Below are 18,949 nucleotides of genomic sequence, written 5' to 3'. Positions count from 1 at the left end.
GGATCCTCACCGTTCGTCGTGGTCGTGGCCGCCGTACGCGGCGTCTTCGAGTTCGCTGAGCACCTGCTCCTCCACCAGGTCCGCCAGGGCGGCGACGGTGCGGGAGGCCAGGACGTCGCGCGGGGTGAGGGTGACGCCGAACGCGTCGCCCGCGCGGGAGGCGATGAGCAGCGCCCGCAGGGAGTCGCCGCCCAGGAGGAAGTAGTCGTCCTCGGCGCCCACGGCCGTCTGCAGGGCCTCCTCCCAGATGGCCGCCAGGGCCTCCTCGGTGGGCGTGCGGGGCGCCACGTGCTCGGGCCGTTCCCGTTCCTCGGCGGGCGGCGGGGCGGGCAGGGCGGCCCGGTCGGTCTTGCCGTTCTCGGTGAGCGGGAAGCGGTCCAGGGCGACGAACGCCGAGGGAACCATGTGGCCGGGCAGCGAGCGGGCGGCCAGCGCGCGCAGTTCGGCGCCGGAGGGCGGCTCGGCGCCGGGCGTGGTGAGCAGGTGGGCGACCAGGCGCGGCAGACCCGGTTCGTCCTCCCGTACGGACACCACGGCGTCCAGCACGGCCGGATGGCGCACCAGGGCCGACTCGACCTCTCCCGCCTCGATGCGGTGGCCGCGCAGCTTCAGCTGGTGGTCGGCGCGTCCCAGGTAGTGGAGTTCGCCGCGCCCGTCACGGCGCACCAGGTCGCCGGTGCGGTACATGCGGGTGCCGGGCGGCCCGAAGGGGTCGGCCGTGAAGCGGGCCGCGGTCAGACCGGGCCGGTCGAGGTAGCCGCGCGCCAGCGCCGGTCCGCTCAGCCAGAGTTCGCCGGTGGCGCCGACCGGAACCGGCCGGAACCGGGAGTCGAGCACATAGGCGCCGGTGGCGGGCAGCGGCCGGCCGATGGGCGGCGCGCCGGCTGCCGGTTCCAGGGGCGCCGACCAGGTGGCGACGACGGTGGCCTCGGTGGGCCCGTAGGAGTTGACCATGCGGTGGTGCGGGGCCCAGCGGTTGACCAGCTCCGCACCGCACGCGTCGGCGCCCACGATCAGCGTCTTCAGATCCGGCAGGGTGCCGGGTGCGTCCTGCGGCACGGTGGCGAGCGCGGCCGGCGGCAGCAGCGTGTGGGTGATGTGCTCGGTGCGCAGCACCTCGGCGAGCTGCGCACCGAGGAGCGGGCCCGGCGGCGGCACGACGAGCCGGGCGCCGTGCGGCAGGGACATGCACAGCTCCAGCACGGAGGCGTCGAAGCTGGGCGTCGCGAAGGCCAGGACCCGGTCCGCGGGGGCCACTCGGTAGTGGGCGGCCTCGGCGGCGGAGAACGCGGCGAGCCCCCGGTGGGTGACGACGACGCCCTTGGGGGTGCCGGTGGAGCCCGAGGTGTAGATGACGTAGGCGGGGTCGTCCAGGTCGAGCGCCCGGGTGCGGTCGGCGTCGGTGGGGCGGTGGCCGGGCACCTCGTGGGGTGGCGCGGCGATCAGGCCGGCGACCTCTTTCGCGTCGAGGGTGAGCGCCGGGGCCGCGTCGCGCAGCATCAGCGCGATCCGTTCCTCCGGGTAGGCGGGGTCCACGGGCAGGAACGCGGCGCCCGACTTCGCCACCGCCAGCTGGGCCAGCACCATGTCGGCGGAGCGCGGCAGGAGGAGCGCGACGAGGCTCCCCGGTCCCGCGCCGCGGGCGATGAGCCGGTGGGCGAGGCGGTTGGCCGCGGCCTCCGCCTCGGCGAAGGTCAGCAGCCGCCCGCAGTCCTGGAGCGCCGGTGCGGTCGGCCACCGGTCGACGGCGGTCTCGAACAGCTCGGGGAGGGTGGCCTCCGGCACCGGGCCGGTCTGCGGGCGGACGGGCCCGCGCAGCAGCCCGTCGCGCTGTCCGGGTGGCAGGACGTCGATGTCGTCCAGCCGGGGCGTGCCGTCGGATGCGGCCAGGGTGCCCAGGGTGTGCAGCAGCTGCCCGGCGAGCGACCCGGCGGTGGCCTCGTCGAAGTACCGCGGGTCGTAGCCGAGTTCGACCGCCAGGTCGTCGCCCGGGGAGACGACGACGGTGAGCGGGTAGTTGGTGGCCTCGCGGGCGTCCAGGTCGCGCAGAGTGAGACCGTGCGCTCCCGCCGTGGCGTCGCCCACGGGGTAGTTCTCGAAGACCACGAGGCTCTCGAAGAGGGCCGTCCCGGCGGGCAGTTGCGCAAGGCCGTGGAGCGTGTTCAGCGGCACGTGGTCGAAACGGCGGTCCTCGGCACGGGCGTCCTGCACCGCTCGCAGCCAGGCGGCACAGCGGGCCGTGCCGTCGACGGTGACGCGGGCGGGCAGGGTGGTGATGAACAGGCCGGTGATGGTGTCCGCGCCGGGCAGGTCGGCGGGGCGCCCGGACACCGTGGTCCCGAAGCACACCTCGCGCTCGCCGCTCCAGCGCGCCAGCAACAGCGCCCACGCGCCCTGGACCAGGGTGTTCAGGGTGAGGCGGTGCCGGCGGGCGAACTCCTGGAGCCGGTGCGTGGCCTCGGCGCCCAGCCGCTGCGACAGCCAGGTGCCGGAGCGTGCCGTGCTGTCCGGGGCGGGCCTGCGGTCGTAGGGCAGCGGGGTCGGGGCGGACAGGTCCGCGAGGACGGTGCGCCAGTGCTCCTCGGCCCGGCCGCCGGTGGCGCGGGCGGCGAGCCAGCCGGCGTAGTCCGCGAACGGCCTGCGCTCGGGCAGCCGGGGGCCTTCGCCCCGGGTGAGCGCGGCGTGCGCGGCCATGACGTCGGACAGGACGTGGAAGACGCTCCAGCCGTCGAGCAGGACGTGGTGGAAGGTCCACACCATGCGCACCGCGTCCGGTCCGAGCCGGACCAGCGCGAGCCTCAGCAACGGCGCCCGGTCCAGGGCGATGCCCCCGGCTCGCTCGTCGGCGAGGAGCCGCTCCAGCTCCGCCGCGCGCCGCTCGGGCGCGAGTCCGGTCCAGTCGTGTTCGGTGACCGGCAGGGGGACGTCCCGGTGGACGATCTGCAGCGGTACGGGCACACCGCTGAGGGCGAGGGAGGTGCGCAGGACGGGCGTGCGGTCCACGACGTGCCACCAGGCGTCGGCCAGCAGCCGCAGGTCGCGGGCGCCGTCCATCACACAGGTGATCTGCTCGACGTACATACCGTGTTCGGCGTCGTCCAGGCCGTGCACGACCATGCCGGTCTGGGTGGGCGTGAGCGGATACACGTCCACCACGTCCGCCCCGGTGCCGACGAGCCGGTCGAGGGCCGCCTGGTCCAGCGGTGCCAGCGGGAAGTCGGACGGGGTACGGCCGCCGGCGCCGGGCTCGGCGCAGTGCCGCACCAGCGCACGCAGTTCACCGGTCAGCTCGGCCGCCAGCCGGGCGACGGTCTCGCGCCAGTGCACCGCACGGGAGTACGACCAGGTGAAGCGCAGCTCGCCCCCGCTCACCCGGGCCACCACGTCGAGGAGGTACGGCCGGTCCGCCGAGCGGTCCATGCCTCCGCCGAGGCCGTCGTGCGGGGCGTGCAGCAGTCCGCCGGTGGAGCGGGAGGTGCGGTCCTCCTGCCCGAGGTAGTTGAAGCAGATGCGCGGCAGGTCCGGCAGGTCCGTTCCGGACGTGGGGTGCAGGTGGCGCAGGGCGCCGTAGCCGAGTCCGCCGTGCGGTACCGCCCGCAGGCTCTCCTTGACGGCCTTCAGCGCGGTGCCGGTGCCCGCGGTGCGGGGCACGTCGAGGACGACCGGGTACATCGTCGTGAACCAGCCGACGGTCCGGGCGAGGTCCACGTCCGGGAACACCTCCTCACGGCCGTGGCCCTCCAGGGTGACCGCCACCCGGTCCCGGCCGGCCCAGCGCGCCAGCACCCGGCCCAGTCCGTACAGCAGCGCGTCGTTGACCCGTGTGCGGTACGCCTCCGGTACGTCCTGGAGCAGCCGGCGGGTGTCCTCGGTGCCGAGGGTGGCGGTCACGCTCTCCTCGTCGGCGACGGAGTTGGTGCCGTCGGGGTGGTCGGCGGGAAGGGCGGCAGCGGTGTCGAGGCTGTGCCAGTGGCCGAGTTCGTCGTCGAAGCCCCCGGCAGCGGTGTGGGCGGCGAGTCGCCGGGCCCACGCCGGGAACGACGTGCTCTTGGCGCCGAGGGCGGGCCGGTCGCCGTCACGCAGGGCGACGTAGGCCGTGTCCAGGTCCTCCAGCAGCAGCCGCCAGGACACCGCGTCCACGACCAGGTGGTGCGCGGCGAGCAGCAGCACTGGCCGCCCTCCGTCGTCCGGCCGGCACAGCGCGGCCCGCAGCAGCGGACCGGCGGCCAGGTCGAAGCCGGACGCGAGGGCGTCGCCGATCTCGCGCGAAGGAGCGGCGCGGTGCACCTCCAGGTGTGGGGCCTCGCCGGGTGCGGTGCAATGCTGCCGCCACGTCCCGTCGCCGGCCGGTTCGAAGCGCAGTCGCAGCGCGTCGTGGTGCTCCAGTACGGCGGCCAGGGCGGCCCTGAGCAGTTCCTCGTCGGTGTCGTCCGCCAGCTCGAAGGAGACCGCCTGGCTGAAGTGGGCCGGGGCGCCGGTGACGGAGGCGAACAGCCAGTGCTGTACGGGCGTGAGCGGCGCGTCACCGACCACCGGGCCCTGCTCGGCGCCGACGGTGGTCGCTGCCACGGGGAACTGCTCGGCGACACTCGCGAGTTCGGCGAGCGTCTGATGGCTGAACAGGTGCCGGGGCGTCAGGGCGAGACCGGCGCGGCGGGCGGCGGACACGAGCTGGATGCCGAGAACCGAGTCGCCGCCGAGCTCGAAGTAGTTGTCGTCCGCGCCGATCTCGGGAACGCCGAGCACCTCGGACCAGATCGCGGCGAGGGTCTTCTCGGCCTCGGTGCTCGGCGGTCGGGTGGCGCGCCTGGCGGGGGCCGCCCACAGCGGTGCCGGCAACGCGCGCCGGTCGAGCTTTCCGGTGGCGCCGAGCGGGAGCTGCTCCAGCGGCATGACGAGGGCGGGCACCAGGTGGTCGGGCAGGGTGCGGGCGAGGAAGGCGCGCAGCTCGGCCGGGTCGGGCAGGGCGGTGCCGCGGGGCACCGCGTAGCCGACGAGCCGGCGGTGGCCGTCCTGCTCGGCCACCGCGGCCGCCGCGGCCGCCACACCCGGATGGCGGGCCAACGCCGCCTCCACCTCGCCGAGTTCGATGCGGAATCCGCGCACCTTCACCTGGTCGTCGCCGCGGCCGAGGTAGACGAGGTCGCCGTCGGCCGTCCAGCGCACCAGGTCGCCCGTGCGGTACATGCGGGTGCCGGGCGGTCCGAACGGATCGGGCAGGAACCGGGCCGCGGTCAGACCCGGCCGGTGCAGATAGCCGCGGGCCACGCCGGTGCCGGCGAGGAAGAGTTCGCCGGGCGCGCCGGCCGGCACCGGGCGCATCCGCCCGTCCAGGACGTACGCGCGGGCGCCGCCCAGCGGGCGGCCGATCGGCGGGTCGCGGTCAGGGTCGGCCGGATCGCAGACGAAGGCGGTGGCGTAGACGGTCGCCTCGGTCGGGCCGTAGATGTTGTGCACCTGGCAGCCGGGGATCGTCTCGCGCACCTGGCGGACGGTGCGCGCCGGCAGGCCCTCGCCCGCGAGCACCACGGTGTCCGCGCTGACCTGTACCGCGTCCTCCGCCAGCAGCCTGCCCAGGGCCGAGGGAACCGCGCTGAGCAGTCCGGCGTGCCAGGGCTCCGTGCGGTCGGCCAGGGCCAGCAGGTCGCGGACCACCTCGACACGGCCGCCGCAGAGCAGCGGCGAGAAGATCTCGAACACGGACACGTCGAAGTTCAGCGACGTGGAGGCGACGACGTGCTCCAGTCCCCTGCCGGTGAACTCGGCCGCGGCCCAGTCGGTCAGGGCCAGCACGGAGGCGTGCGTCACCACGACCCCCTTGGGGCGGCCGGTGGAGCCGGAGGTGTGGATGACGTAGGCCGGGTGGTCCGGCAGCAGGGTGCCGTGGCGTTCGCCGTCGCTGACCGGGTCCGGCGGGGCGGCGAACGCCCCGGGGTCGTCGAGCGGTATCCGGGTGAACGGTCCCCCGGGCAGCCGTGCGGCGGTCTCCGCGCCGGTGATCACGGCGTCGGGGCGTACGTCCTCCAGGAGGAACGCGACCCGCTCGGCCGGGTACCCGGGGTCGACCGGCAGATAGGCGGCGCCGCTCTTGAGGACGGCCAGGAGCGCCACGACGAGGTCGGCGGTGCGGGGCAGGCACAGGGCGACGAAGCGTTCGGGGCCCGCGCCGGCGGCGATGAGCCGGCGGGCCAGCCGGTTGGCGCGTTCGTCGAGGCCGCGGTAGGTGAGGTGGTCCGCGCCGTGCACGACGGCCACGGCCTCCGGGGTGCGGGCTGCCTGCCGCTCGAACGCCTCGGGCAGGGTGCCGCGCGGGGCCCGGGTCACCGCCCCGCCGAACCGGCCCACGAGGTCGCGGCCCGGGGCGGGGTCCAGGAGCGCGAGGTCGGCAAGGCGGCGGTCCGGGTCCTCGGCCATCTGCGTGAGCAGCGTGCGCAGGCTCTCCCCGAGCCCGGACACCGTGGCGGCGTCGAACGTGGCGGGATCGTAGTCGAGGTGGACGGCCAGGGCGTCACCGGGCGCCACCACCACGCTGAGCGGATAGTTGGTGGGCTCCAGGTCCCGCTCCGTCTCCATGGCGAGGCCGCGCCGGGCCAGCGCGCCCTCGTCGAACGGGTAGTTCTCGAAGACCACGATGGAGTCGAACAGGCTGGTCCCGCCCGGCACCTCGCTCCAGGACTGCACCTGCGCCAGCGACACGAAGTCGTGGCGACGTGCCTCCGACTGGGCGGCCTGCAGCTCGCGCAGCCAGTCCAGCAGCGGCCGCCGTCCGTCGACGCGGGCCCGGGTGGGCAGGGTGTTGATGAAGAGGCCGACCATGGAGGTGACACCGGGCAGCTCGGCGGGCCGCCCGGAGACGGTCGTGCCGAACACGACGTCCTCGCCGCCGCCGTAGCGGGCCAGCAGCAGCGCCCAGGCGCCCTGCACCACGGTGTTGAGCGTCAGGCCCGCCTGCTGCGCCGTCTCCCGCAGCCGCGCCGACACGCCGGAGCCGAGGGCGATCCGCACCGACTCGGACGAGGAGCTCCGGTGCGCCTCGGCCGGGCGCCGGTCCCTCGGCAGTTCGGTGGGGGCGGTGAAGCCGGCGAGCAGCTCGCGCCAGTACCGTTCGGCGCTGCCGGTGTCCTGCCCGGCCAGCCGGCGGAGGTAGTCGGCGAAGGGCGGCCGCTCGGGCAGCCGCGGATCGCGCCCGGTGGTCAGTGCGGCGTACCGTTCGCACACCTCGTCGAAGACCTGGGCGGCGCTCCACCCGTCGAGCAGGACGTGGTGGAAGGTCCACACCAGCCGTACCCGGTCCGGCGAGAGCCGGATCAGGGCCAGCCGCATCAGTGGCGCCGCCCCGAGGTCGATGCCGGCGGCGCGGTCCTCGCCGAGCAGCCGCTCCAGTGCGCGTTCGCTGCGTTCGGCGGGCCATCCCGACCAGTCGTGGTGGGTGACCGGCACAGCGGCACGGCGCCGCACGACCTGCAGCGGCTCGGCGGCGTCCCGCCATTCCAGCCCCGTGCGCAGCACCGGGTGGGCGTCCACGGTGCGCTGCCAGGCCTCGGCGAGGGCGTGCGGATCGGTGACGCCGGACAGGACCAGCTGCACCTGGTTGACGTAGGTGCGGCCGTCGGGGTCGAGAAGGCTGTGGAAGAGCATGCCCGCCTGCATCGGCGTCAGCGGGTAGACGTCCTCGACTCCGCTCCCGTCCCCCACGATCCGGTCCACGGCCGCCTGGTCGAGCCGGGCCAGCGGGAAGTCCGACGGGGTGCGGCCGCCCGCGTCGGGCCGCGCGCAGTGGGCGACGATGTCCCGGAGCCCTTCGAGCATGCCCTCGGCGAGCCGGGTGACGGTCTCCCGGCGGTGCCGGCCGGCGCTGTGGTACCAGGTGATCTCCAGCCCTTCGTCCGTCACGCGGGCCACCACGTCCAGCAGGTGCGGGCGTTCGGTGCCGGGCGCCTCCGCGCCGCCCAGTCCGCCGGGCACCGAGCCGACCAGGGTGCCGCGGTCGGCGGACCAGTCGAAACGGCCCAGGTAGTTGAAGCTGATCCCGGGCATCGGGGTGCCGGTGACGGCCTCGTCGCGGGCGAGGTGGCGCAGGACGCCGTAGCCGACTCCCCGGTCGGGCACCGCCCGCAGCTGCTCCTTCACCGACTTCAGCGCCGTACCCCAGTCGCCCGTGGGGACCGTGAGGGCGAGCGGGAAGAGGGAGGTGAACCACCCGACCGTGCGGGACAGGTCGACGTCCTCGAACAGCTGGTCCTCGCGGCCGTGGCCCTCCAGGCCGACCGCGACGGTGGCGCGTCCCGTCCAGTCGGCGAGCACCCGGCCCAGCGCGGTCAGCAGCACGTCGTCGACGCGGGTGCGGTACACCCCGGGGACCTTGCGCAGGAGGTCGCCGGTGGTCTCCGGGTCCAGCCGGACGGTCACCTCGCGGACGTCCGCGGCGGTGTTGTCCCCGTCGCCGTCCACGGGAAGCGGCTCGGCGCAGTGCCGGGCGGCGCCGGCCCAGTGGGCGCGCTGCTCGGCGAAACCGCCGCCGTCGGCGCGTTCGCGCAGCCGACGGGCCCATTCCCGCACGGAGGTCGACCGGGCCGGCAGGCGCACCGGCTGTCCGGCGGCGGCCTGCCGGTAGGCGGTCTCGAGGTCCTCCAGCAGGATGCGCCAGGAGACGCCGTCGACCACCAGGTGGTGGACGACCAGCAGCAGCCGGGCGGGGCCGGGCGTGCCGGCGGTGAACAGACGGGCGGTGAGCAGCGGGCCGCTGTCCAGCCGGAACCCGGCGTGGGCCGCCGCCGTGGCGCCGGCCTCGGTCGCCGGGTCGCAGACCTGGAGCAGCTCCGGAGCCGGTGCGTCCGCGTCGGTGACGTACTGGCGCCAGGTGCCGTCTGCGTCGAGGACGAACCGCGAGCGCAGGGCGTCGTGGTGGCCCCACAGGGCGGTGAGGGCGCGGCGCAGGGCCTCCGGGTCGACGGTGCCGGGCGTGTCCACGACCACGGACTGGTTGAAGAAGCCGGCGTGCGGTGGGCGCGGGTCGAGGAACCAGTGCTGGATCGGGGTGAGGCCCACCTCGCCGCTGACCGGTTCGGTGCCGGCGACGGACCGGGTGTCGCCGGTGGCGGCGGCCAGCTCGGCCACGGTCGGATGACGGAACAGGTCGCGGGGGGTGAGGTCGAGGCCCGCGGACCGGGCACGGGAGACGACCTGGATGCTGAGGATCGAGTCGCCGCCCAGCATGAAGAAGTTGTCGTCCACGCCGACCCGCTCCACGCCGAGCAGGTCCGCCCAGATCCCGGTGAGGACGCGCTCGGTCTCGGTGCGCGGCGCCCGGTGGGCGCCCTCACCGCCCGCCGACCACTCCGGGGCGGGCAGCCGTCGCCGGTCGACCTTCCCGTTGGCGGTCAGCGGCAGCTCGGGCACCGTGACGTACGCGGCGGGCAGCATGTAGTCGGGCAGGTCGGCGGCCAGGTGGGCGCGCAGGTCGGCGGCGGAGGGCACGACGGCGCCGGCGGACGGCACGAGGTGGGCGGCCAGGCTCTTGCGACCGCCGTGCTCGTACAGGGAGACGACCGCCTCGGCGATGTCCGGGTGCCGGGTGAGCCGGGCCTCGATCTCGGCGGGTTCCACGCGGAAGCCGCGGATCTTGATCTGGCGGTCGGCGCGGCCCACGAAGTGCAGTTCGCCGTCGTCGCTCCAGCGCACGAGGTCACCGGTGCGGTACATCCGCTCGCCGGGCGCGCCGAACGGGTCCGCGACATAGCGGGCGGCGGTGGCGCCGGGCCGACCGGCGTATCCCCGGGCCACACCGGCCCCGGCGATGTACAACTCCCCGGGCACGCCCGGCGGCTGGGGCTGCAGTGCGCCGTCCAGGACGTAGACGCGGGTGTTGTCCAGCGGGCGCCCGATCGGCAGCACGGCGGGCAGCGGGTCGCCGGAGCGGAAGACGCGCCGGGTGGCGAAGGTGGTGGTCTCCGTGGGCCCGTACCCGTCGACGACGGTCAGCGAGGGACAGGCGTCCAGGACCCGGCGTACGACCGCGCCCGGCACGGCCTCACCGCCGGTCCACACCTCGCGGGCGCCGCGCAGGCAGGCGGGGTCCTCCTGGGCGAGCAGGCGGAACAGACCCGCGGTCAGCCACAGACAGGTCACCCCCTGCTCGGCGACGGCACGGCGGACCAGGGCCGCGTCCAGGTCGGCGGGCGGCGCCAGGACGGCCGTACCGCCGCGCAGCAGGGGCACCCACACCTCGTAGGTGGACGCGTCGAAGGCGTGCGGGGAGTGCACGAGCACCCGGTCGTGACCGGCGAACGCGCGGTCCAGGGCCAGCGCTGCCACGTCCCGTTGCCGTACCGCGACGGCCTTGGGGGTGCCGGTGGAGCCGGAGGTGAACATCAGGTACTGCACCTGGTCGGGATGGACCGCCGGGGGCGCGTAGGCAGCAGGCCGCGGTCCCCTGGCGTCGGCGCGCACCACCCCGTCGCCGGGGAACACGCTCCTCGCGGTCTCCTCCCACGCGGCATCCGTGAGCAGCAGGCCGGCCCCGGCCTCGGTCAGCATCCGGCGCAACCGCTCGTGCGGTGCCCTGCCGTCGAGCGGTACGTACACACCACCGGTGCGCACGAGTGCCAGCTGGACGACGACCAGGTCCACCGAGCGGTCCATCAGCACGGCCACCGGGCACTCCCGGCGTGCGCCCAGCGCGGCCAGCCGGACGGCCAGTTCCTCGGCCCGGGTGTCGAGTTCGCGGTAGGTGACCCGCTCGGCACCGGCCTCCAGGGCGGTGGCGCCGGGTGTGCGCCGCACCTGCGCGGCGAAGAGGTCGGCCACCGTGGCCTCGGGGAGCGCCGTGGCCGTGTCGTTCCAGTCGTGCAGCACCTGCTCGCGGCGGGCGGACGTCAGCAGGCTGAGGCGCGCGGGCGGGAGTTGGGCGCTGTGCACCATGCCGTCCAGCAGGACGGTGAGGTACTCGGTCATCCGCCGGGCGGTCGCGGCGTCGAACAGCTGCGGGTCGTAGCCCAGCCGGAGGGTCAGCTCGGCGCCCGGGTAGGCGACGAGGCTCAGCGGGTAGTTGGTGGTCTCGACGCCGTCCAGGTCGCTCAGGCGCAGCCCGTGGGCGGCGGCGAGGTCGCCGTCGACCGGGTAGTTCTCGAAGACGACGATGCTGTCGAACAGGGCGGCACGTTCCGGGAGTTCGGTGAAGGACCGCAGACGGGTGAGCGGCACGTGGTCGAAGCGCCGGTCCTCGCTCTGGTCCTGTTGGAGCCGGCGCAGCCAGTCGAGCAGGGTGCCGTCGGCGGGAAGCCCGGCCCGGGTGGGCAGGGTGGTGATGAACAGGCCGGTCATCGTCTCGGCGCCGGGCAGCTCGGGAGGCCGCCCGGAGACGGTGGTGCCGAACACCACGTCGTCCCGGCCCGCCTGGCGGCCCAGGAGCAGGGCCCAGGCACCCTGGACGAGGGTGTTCAGGGTCAGCCCGGCGTTCCGCGCGAGCTCCTCCAGCGCCCGGGTCGTGGCGGCGGGCAGCGTGGCGCGGACCGCCTCGGTGGACTCGGCTTCATGCGTCTCGAGCGGCTCGCGGTCGTAGGGCAGCGCAGTGGTCTCGGTCAGCCCGGACAGCCGGTGCCGCCAGTGCCGTTCGGCCGTGTTCCGGTCGCGTTCGCTCAGCCAGGCCACGTAGTCCCGGTAGGGGCGCCGGTCGGGCAGGGTGTCGGCGGCGCCCGCGTGGCAGGCGAACACGTCCGACAGGACCTGGAACAGGCTCCAGCCGTCCAGGAGCAGGTGGTGGAAGGACCACACGACGCGTACGGCGGTGTCGGAGACCCGGGCGAGCAGCAGACGCTGGAGCGGCGCCCGGGTCAGGTCGAGGCCGGCCGCGCGGTCACGCGTGAGCAGGTCCCGCAGCCGGTCGCCGCGCTCCTCATCGGTCAGGGCGCGCCAGTCCTGGTGGACGACCGGCACGGTCGCCTCGCGCTGCACCACCAGCAGCGGCTCTGGCACGTCCTGCCAGACGGCCCGGCCGCGCAGCACCTCGGTGCGGTCGGTGACCCGCTGCCAGGAGGCGGCGAGGGCCACCGGGTCCGGCACGCCGTCCAGCACGAAGGTGAGTTGCTGGAAGTAGGCGCCGCGGGCGTCCTGGGAGAGGCCGTGGAAGAGCATCCCGGCCTGGGTCGGCGTCAAGGGCAGGATGTCCTCGACCGCGCCCGGGTCGTCCCCCACGAGGCGATCGACGGCCGCCTGGTCGAGCCGGGCCAGCGGGAAGTCCGACGGTGTGCGGGCGGCCGCGCCCGGCCGGGCGGCGTAGCGCGCGAGTGCGGCCAGCGCTCCGGCGAAGCGCTCCGCCAGGTCCGTGACGGTGCCCTCCCGGTGCAGCTGGTGGGAGTAGAACCAGGTGAACTCCAGGGCGTCGCCGTCGAGTCGGCCGACCACTTCCAGGGCGTGCGGGCGCACGGCATCGGGATCCGAGTCCAGCTCCAGCGGCCGGAACGTGCCGCGGTACAGGCCGTCGGCCCCGTCCGGCGGCGCCATACGGCCCAGGTAGTTGAAGCTGATCTGCGCGGCCGGGGTGCGCGGCGCCTTTCCGGGGCCGGCCAGGTGACGGAGTGCGTCATGGCCGATCCCGTGCCGCGGTACGGCGCGCAGCTGCTCCTTGACCCGCTTCAGGACGGCGCTCCACCCGGCGTCCTGCGGAACGGCGAGGGCGACGGGGTGCCGGGTGGTGAACCAGCCGACGGTGCGACTGACGTCCAGGTCGGGGAAGAGTTCCTCGCGGCCGTGTCCCTCGACGTCCACGACCACCCGGTCGTGACCGCTCCAGCCGCACAGCGCCCTGCCGAGGGCGGCGAGCAACACGTCGTTGATGCGGGTGCGGTGGGTGTCGGGCAGGGTGCGCAGCAGGACGGAGGTGTCCTCGGAGGTCAGACGTATCGTCACCGACCGCTGCGACCCGTAGGTGTTGACGCCGCCGAGATCGGTGGGCAGGGCGGGCTGGGCGTCCGGCACCGCCCGCGCCCAGTACGCCCGCTCGTCGTCGAAGCCGCCCTCGACGGCATGGTCGTGCAGCCGGCGGGCCCATTGGCGCAGCGGCGAGGACTTGGGGGGCAGCGCCGTGCTGCCGTCGGTGCCGGACCGGCGGGCCCGGTAGGCGCGGTCGAGGTCCTCCAGCAGCAGCCGCCAGGAGACCCCGTCGACCACCAGGTGGTGCACGGCCAGGTGCAGCACGGGCGGGCGAGCGGCACCGCGGTCGTGCAGCACGGCACGCAGCAGCGGGCCGTTGCCGAGGTCGAACGGCCCGAAGTGCGGGGTGTCGGTGTCGGGGCCGGTGTGCCGGGCCAGGGCGATCCCGGGGGCCTGTGCGTCGATGCGCCAGCCGGCTCCGGTGCCGTCGGTGCCGCTCACGAAACGCGAGCGCAGGGCGTCGTGGTGGGCCACCAGATCGCCCAGGGCGGCTTCGAGCGCCGCCGCGTCGACGTCGTCGGGCAGTTCGAGCGACACCGCCTGCGCGAAGTGACCCGCACGCTCGGCGGCGGTGTCGAACAGCCAGTGCTGAATGGGTGTCAGGGGTGCCGTTCCGGTGGCCGCCTCGGGTGCGGGGGTGGCCCGCCGCCGGCTTTTGGCGGTGTCCGCGACGCGGGCCACAGCGGCGACCGTCTGGTACCGGTAGACATCGCGGGAGGTCACCATGAGGCCCTCCTGCCGGGCCCGGGCCACCACTTGGATGCTGAGGATCGAGTCGCCGCCGAGTTCGAAGAAGTTGTCGTCGACGCCGACGCGCTCCATGTGCAGCACGTCCGCCCAGATCGCGGCGAGCGCACGCTCGGTGGGGGTGCGCGGAGCGACGTGGTGTGCGGTGCGCACGGCGGGGCCCGCGTCGGGCAGGCGGTGGCGGTCCACCTTGCCGTTGGGGTTGAGCGGCAGGGCGTCCAGCACCAGGACGATCGAGGGCACCATGTAGTCGGGCAGCGTGCGGCCGAGTGCCCGGCGTACCGTCTCCGGCTCGGCGTGCTCCCCGGCGACCGGGACGACGTAGCCGACCAGACGCCGGTGTCCGTCGGTCTCGGTGGTGACGGCCGCCGCCTCGGCGACGCCCGGGCAGCGGCGCAGCGCCTCCTCCACCTCGCCCAGTTCGATGCGGAAGCCCCGCACCTTGACCTGCTGGTCGGCCCGGCCCAGGTACTCCAGTTCGCCGTCGGCGCTCCAGCGCACCAGGTCCCCGGTGCGGTACATGCGCTCACCCGGCGCGCCGAACGGATCGGCGGGGAAACGGGCGGCGGTCAGTCCCGGGCGGTTCAGGTAGCCGCGGGCCAGTCCACCGCCGCCCAGGTACAACTCGCCCGTGACACCGGGCGGCTGCGGGCGCAGGGCGTGATCCAGGACGTACGCCCGGGTCCGGGCCACCGGCCTGCCGATCGGCGGCGCCTGCTCGGGCAGCCGGTCGCCCGCGTGCCAGGAGGTGGCGTACACCGTGGCCTCGGTGGGGCCGTAGATGTTGGCGATCCGGCAGTCGGGCAGGGCGGCGCGCAGGTCGCGCAGGGTCTGGGCGGGCAGGGCCTCCCCGGCCAGGACGACCGTGTCGGCCGTCACGGGTGATGTGCCTCCCGCGATCATCCGGGAGATCGCGGACGGTACACCGCTGAGGAGTCCGGCCCGCCGCGAACCCGGCGTGTCGGCCAGGGCCGGCAGGCCGGCGACCACCTCCACCGTGCCTCCGGCCAGCAGGGGGCACAGCAGCTCGAAGACGGACACGTCGAAGTTCAGGGACGTGGAGGCGATCACGTGCGCCAGCCCGTCGGCGCCGAACCGCTCGCGCGCCCAGTCGGCCAGCGCGGTGACGGTGCGGTGCGTGACCACGACACCCTTGGGACGGCCGGTCGAACCCGAGGTGTAGATGACGTACGCGGGATGGTCCGCGGTGAGTGGCCGGATCCGGTCGGCGTCGGACAGGCCGACGTCCGGCAGCCCGGCATCGGACGGGCCGGAGCCGTTCGGGCCCGCGCCGTTCGGGCCCGAACCATCGGGGCCTGAGCCGTTGCGACCGGAGTCGGGGTCGGAGCCGTTCCGACCGGAGGCCTCCGGACCGGCGTCGGGCAGATCCGTGCCGGACCCTCGGGCGCCGCGCGGACCGGCGCCGTCCGTCGTGAGGCGGGCACCCAGTGCCCCGGTGAGCTCCGCGCAGTCCTCGAGGATCAGTGGGGTGCACTTCTCGGGCAGCGCGGCCGCCGTCTCCCTGGTCGCGACGACCAGGGCGGGCCGGGCGTCGGCGAGCATGAAACGGATGCGCTCCGCGGGGTAGCCGGGGTCGACGGGCAGGTATCCCGCCCCGGACTTCAGCACCGCCCACAGCACGGGCAGCAGGTCGGCGGAGCGTGGCAGGCACAGCGCGACCAGGTGTTCCGGCCCCGCGCCGCGCGACACCAGCAGCCGGGCCAGGCGGTTGGCCCGCCGATCGACCTCGGCGTAGTGCAGCCGGACGGGACCGCAGGTCACCGCAGTGCGGTCGGGGGTGCGGGCCACCTGGGCCTCGAACAGCTCGGGCAGCGTGGCGTTCCCGGTGTCCCGGGCGCGCCGCGCGGGCGGGTTCCACGAGTCCACCAGCGTGCGCTGCTCGGCCTGCGACAACATGCCCAGCTCGGCCAGGGTGCGGCTCGGCCCCTCGGCCATGCCTTCCAGCAGGCGGTGCAGATGCCGCGCCATGCGGGCCGCCGTCGCCGCCTCGAACAGGTCCGTGTTGTACTCCACCGTCAGCGCGCAGCCGCCGCCGGCGTCCGGCTGGAACTCCAGGACCAGGTCGAAGCGGGCGGCGGGACGGGGCAGCGGGTGGTCGTCGAGGTGCAGGCCGCCGGCCACCGGCGGTACGGCCGTGGCGGTCTGCTGGACGACGAGCGCCTGCACGAGCGGGGTGCGGCTGGGGTCACGGGGCGGGGCGAGTTCCTCGACCACCCGGTCGAACGGCACGCCGTCGTGGGCGAAGGCGTCCAGCACCGTCGTGCGCACGGACTCCACGAACCGGTCGACGGTGGCCTTCTCGTCCACGTCACCGCGCAGGACCACGGTGTTGGCGAAGAAGCCCGCCACGTCCTCCAGGTCCCGGCGGCCCCGTCCGTTGGTGACGGTGCCGAAGGCGACGTCCCGCTGGCCGGAGTAACGGGAGAACAGCAGCGCGCAGGCTCCGGCGTACAGGGTGAACACCGTGGTGCCCCGGCCCCCGGCGAGGTTCCGCAGCCGGGTCACCAGGTCCGCGGGCAGCCGGTGCCGGTGCGCCGCGCCGGTGGTGGTGCGCACCGCCGGGCGGGGCCGGTCGGTGGGCAGCTCCAGGTGCTGGATCCCGGCCAGGTGCCGCCTCCAGTAGGCGAGGTCCTCGGCGTCCTGGCCCGTGGCCCGCTGCCGCTGTTCCCAGACGGCGAAGTCGGGGTACTGGACGGCCGGTTCGGGCAGCCCGTCCGGCTCTCCGGTGACCTCGGCGTGGTACAGGGCGGCCAGTTCCCTGGTGAGGACGCCCACCGACCAGCCGTCGGTGACGATGTGGTGCTGGGCGAGGAGGAGCAGGTGCTCGTCGCCGGTCAGCCGGACGAGCAGGGCCCGGGTGAGCGGACCGGCCGCCAGGTCGTAGGGACGGCTCAACTCCTCGGTGAGCAGCCGTTCGGCGGCCTCGGCGCGTGTCTGCGCCGGCACGTCCCGGAGGTCGGCCGTGAGCAGCGGCAGCACCGGCTCGGCGGCGACGCGCTGTGCGCCCTGTCCGCGGACCGTGGTGAACGTGGTCCGCAGGGCGTCGTGGCGGCCGGCGAGCCGCACCAGGCAGCGGCGCAGGGCGTCCGTGTCGAGCGGGCCGCGCAGCCGCAGGGCGACGCCGGTGTTGTACTCGGTGCCGCCGGCGCTGAGGTCGTCCAGGAACCACAGCCGCCGCTGCGCGCTGGACAGCGGCAGGGTCTCTGCCCGCGGGGCGGACGGGATCGGCTCGGCCGGGGCGGCGGCGGCCGGATCGACGAGCAGCGGGGCCAGCGCGGCGACCGTGCGTGCGGTGAAGACGTCCCGCACCGTCAGCCGGACGCCCAGGTCGTCCCGGATCCGGGCCAGTACACGGGCGGCGAGGATCGAGTCGCCGCCCAGCTCGAAGAAGTCGTCCGTCGCGCCGACCGGCGCCACGCCCAGCACGTCCTCCCAGATCGCCGCCAGGTCCCGCTCCTGCGGGCCGCGCGGGGGCACCTGACCGGCCGCGGACGCGCGCCCGGGGGCCGGCAGCCCCCGCAGGTCTATCTTGTGCTGTGCGGTGAGGGGCATCCGGTCCAGCACGACCACCGTGGACGGCACCATGTGGGCGGGCAGGGCAGCGGCCACGGCCGTGCGCAGCGCGACCGGGTCCAGGCTCGTGCCGGGGCCGTCGGCGACGACGTAACCGACCAGGCGCTGTCCGCCCGGCTCGTCCTGCCGTACGACGACCACGGCCTCGCCGACGCCGTCCACCCTGCGCAGGGCCGCCTCGACCTCCCCGGGTTCGATGCGGAAACCGCGGATCTTGACCTGCCGGTCGAGGCGGCCGAGGTACTCCAGTTCCCCCTCGGCGGTCCAGCGCGCCCGGTCACCGGTGCGGTACATGCGCTCCCCCGGCGCGCCGAACGGGTCGGCGACGAACCGGGCGGCGGTCAGCCCGGGGCGGCCCAGATAGCCACGCGCCACGGCGTCACCCGCGACGAACAACTCGCCGTCGGCACCGGGCGGTACGGGCCGCATCGCGGCGTCGAGGACGTACACCCGGGTGTGCGGCAGGGCGCGCCCGATGGCGGGCGCGCCCCGGCCCGCGGTGAGCGGGCCGGTCCAGGTGGCGACGATGGTGGCTTCCGTGGGGCCGTAGGAGTTGATCATCCGGCGGCCGGGCGCCCAGCGGTCGACGAGTGCCGCCGGGCACGCCTCCGCGCCCACGATGAGCGTGCGCAGATGGCGCGCGGTGCCCGAGGCCGGCTCGGGGAGGGTGGCCAGGGCGGCCGGTGGTATGAGGGCGTGGGTGATCCGGAACTCGTCCAGGACGGCGGCGAGTTCGTCGCCGAGCCAGGGCCCGTCCGGCGGCACGACGAGGGTGGCACCGGACAGGACGGACGCGCACAGTTCCAGGACGGATGCGTCGAAGCTGGGCGAGGAGAACTGCAGAACGCGGTCGCCGGGACCCACGGCGTAGCGTTCGGCGGCGGCCCTGGTGAAGCCGCCGATGCCGCGGTGGGTGACGGTCACGCCCTTCGGGGTGCCGGTGGAGCCGGACGTGTAGATGACATAGGCCGCGTGATCCGCGCCCGGGCCCGCCGGGCTGCCTGCGGCTGCCGGGAGGTCCGCGTTGCCGCCGGCGGCGCCGCCGGAAGCGGCCCCGGCGTCGGCGGGCCCGAGGGCGGGCGAGGCCTCGACGGCATCGGCGGTGCCCCCCAAGTCACCGGCGTCCCGGACGGCGGCGGAGGCGCCGGCGCCCCGGCCGACCGCGGTGCCCACGTCGTCCGCGGCATCCGCGCTCTCCATGAGGGCCCGGACCTGCCGCAGGTCGTCCAAGGTCGCCGCGGGTGCGGAGTCGGCGAGCATCAGTGCCCGCCGCTCGGAGGGATACGCCGGGTCCACGGGAAGGAAGGCGGCGCCCGCCCGGGCCACGGCCAGCTCCGCCGCGATCAGTTCCATGGACCGGGGCAGGACCAGGGCGATCACCCGGTCCGGCCCCGCCCCGCGGGTCACCAGGTGGCCGGCCAACCGGTCGGCGCGGGCCGCCAGTTCCCGGTAGGTCCAGGTCCGCCTGCCGTCGGTGAGGGCCGGTGCGTCCGGAGTGCGCTCCACCCACGCGGCGAAGAGGTCGCCGAGCGTCGGATGTGCCCGTGCGGTGGTGCCCTCCAGCGCCTCGCCGGCGTGGCCGGGCTGCGACAGGGAGAGCGCCGGTGCGGGCTCTTCGTGCAGGTCCGTCATGGGTGAAGCCCTTCGGAATGCGGGACGATGCGACGCGCTCCGCGCC

At 75.3% G+C, this 18,949-nt stretch carries 1 protein-coding gene; it reads right to left on the bottom strand.

Translation table 11 applies throughout. The features are described 5' to 3' along the window. Nucleotides 1-6 precede the first annotated feature (6 nt). Nucleotides 7-18,903 (bottom strand): non-ribosomal peptide synthase/polyketide synthase, encoded by an 18,897-nt coding sequence (locus ABZ919_RS33590; protein ID WP_361255363.1) that lies wholly within the window; start codon nucleotides 18,901-18,903, stop codon nucleotides 7-9. Between the last annotated feature and the right edge of the window lie 46 nt (nucleotides 18,904-18,949).

It is taken from the genome of Streptomyces sp. NPDC046759 (genome assembly GCF_040645475.1).
Lineage (GTDB): Bacteria > Actinomycetota > Actinomycetes > Streptomycetales > Streptomycetaceae > Streptomyces.
The sequence above is the reverse complement of the archived record's forward strand: the minus strand, read 5'-3'. Positions and strand labels throughout refer to the sequence as shown.

Bases quoted from the DNA above. Each gene is read 5' to 3' on its own strand.
- ABZ919_RS33590 (WP_361255363.1), bottom strand. From the start codon at position 18,903: ATGACGGACCTGCACGAAGAGCCCGCACCGGCGCTCTCCCTGTCGCAG.